The organism is Streptomyces sparsus, from assembly GCF_054776295.1.
Genome location: NZ_BAAHCA010000976.1, coordinates 1 through 1,741, shown reverse-complemented (window position 1 = coordinate 1,741; position 1,741 = coordinate 1). Strand labels below are relative to the sequence as shown.

Here is a 1,741-nt window from a genome sequence, read left to right as displayed (position 1 = left end):
CGGCGCCGCCCCGGGCCGTCGCGCCGTCCTCGCCGTCCCCGACCTCGTTGGTGTTCCCGCTGTCGTCCGCGCCGCCGTCCTCGTCACCCAGGGCCACCACACCGACGGCCTTCCAGCCGGGTCCTGCTTCGGGTGTGCCCACCAGCGCCAGCAGCCCGTCCGCGGCGGTGCGTTCGGGCTCCGGGTCGTCGGGCAGCGGGCCCTGCCACTGCTGGCACATGCCCTCGCCGTACGGGCCGTCGCGCAGCACGGTGTGCGGCACCAGGTCCCAGCCGAGGGCCCGGCACACCTCGAAGGCGGCGACCTCCCGCCGGGCCAGGGTGCCGTCGGGGAAGTCCCACAGGGGGCGCTCCCCCGCGGTCGGCTTGTAGACGCAGGGCAGGCTCTCGCCGTCGGCGGACACGGTGGCGTACAGCACCGCGTTGGACGCCTCCCGGATGTGCCCGACCACCGTCAGCTCACCGGTGGCCAGCAGCCGGCCGGGGCTCATTCCGCCCCGCGGCGGTATCCGTTCTGGCGCGGGCATACGTGTCCCTCCGGGTCGAGCGGCAGACTGCACAGCGGACAGGGCGGGCGACCGGCGTTGACGACCTCCAGCGCCCGCTTGGCGAACGCGCGGGCCATCGGACCGGTGAGCCGGACCCGCAGCATCGGCGGCCCGTTGTCGTCGTCCTGGAGCAGGCGCTCCTCGGCCTCGGCGAGGTCCTCCTCGGACTCCGCCTCCAGCTCGACCAGTGCCTGCGCCTCCACCACCATGCGCTCGCTCTCGCCGTCCCAGGCGAGCGCCATCGTGCCGACGCGGAACTCCTCCTCCACCGGGCTCACCAGCGGCGCGGTGTCGGTGAGTTCGAAGGGCGCGGCCGCGGGCACCGGGGCGTTGCCGCCGGTGCGCCGGACGACCTCGTCCAGCAGTTCGTCGATGCGCTCGGCAAGGGCTTCGACCTGCGCCTTCTCCAGCGCGACACTGGTCGTGCGGCTGCCGTCGATGGCCTGGAGGTAGAAGGTGCGCCTTCCGGGCAGCCCTACCGTGCCGGCGATGAATCGGTCCGGGGGGTCGTAGAGGAAGACCTGACGGGACACGACCTGCTCCAACGGTTTCGGCTACTGGGGTACTGGCACCCTACTGCCCGCTGTGATCTACGCGCTCACACGCCGCCGCCGACGACCGCGTCCGAACCGGCCGCGGACGCCGTCGGCTCCTGGCCCCGCGGCGCGAGGGAACCGAGGTCCGCGGTGTCACCGAGGCGCACCAGGAAGGGCCGCAGCGGGGTGTAGCGGATCGCGGTGACCGAGCCGGGCTCCACCGAGACCCGCTGGAACAGGTCCAGGTGCATGCCGAGCGCGTCGGCCACCAGGGACTTGACGATGTCACCGTGCGAGCACATCAGGTAGACGGCGTCGGGGCCGTGCTCGGCCTCGATCCGGGCGTTCCAGTCCCGGACCGCCTCCACCGCGCGCTGCTGCATGGCGCGCATCGACTCGCCGCCCGGGAAGACGGCGGCGCTGGGGTGCTGCTGGACGGTCGTCATCAGCGGCTCCTCCATGAGCTCGCCGAGCTTGCGGCCCGTCCAGTCGCCGTAGTCGCACTCGTTGATCCGCTCGTCGACGAAGACGGGCAGTTCCGGGTGGCGTGCCGCGAGCGGCTCCAGGGTCTGCCGGCAGCGCAGCAGCGGGCTGCGTACCGCCGCGTCCAGCGGCAGCGCGGCGAGTTGCTCGGGCAGGTCCGCGGCCTGGGCGGCAC

Annotated in this window: 3 protein-coding genes; all 3 read right to left on the bottom strand. The window is 73.6% G+C overall.

All coding sequences use genetic code 11. The annotated features are described in order from the left end of the window. A partial coding sequence (locus tag ACYVE9_RS25515) for a protein kinase family protein (RefSeq protein ID WP_461030253.1) occupies positions 1-526 on the bottom strand: 526 nt, incomplete at its 3' end. Next, complete coding sequence (locus tag ACYVE9_RS25510; protein WP_461030252.1) at positions 487-1,080, bottom strand: DUF3090 domain-containing protein; 594 nt, start codon at positions 1,078-1,080, stop codon at positions 487-489. The genes ACYVE9_RS25510 and ACYVE9_RS25515, both read right to left, overlap by 40 nt. 65 nt (positions 1,081-1,145) lie before the next feature. Beyond that, a partial coding sequence (locus tag ACYVE9_RS25505; protein WP_461030251.1) for an MSMEG_4193 family putative phosphomutase occupies positions 1,146-1,741 on the bottom strand: 596 nt, incomplete at its 5' end.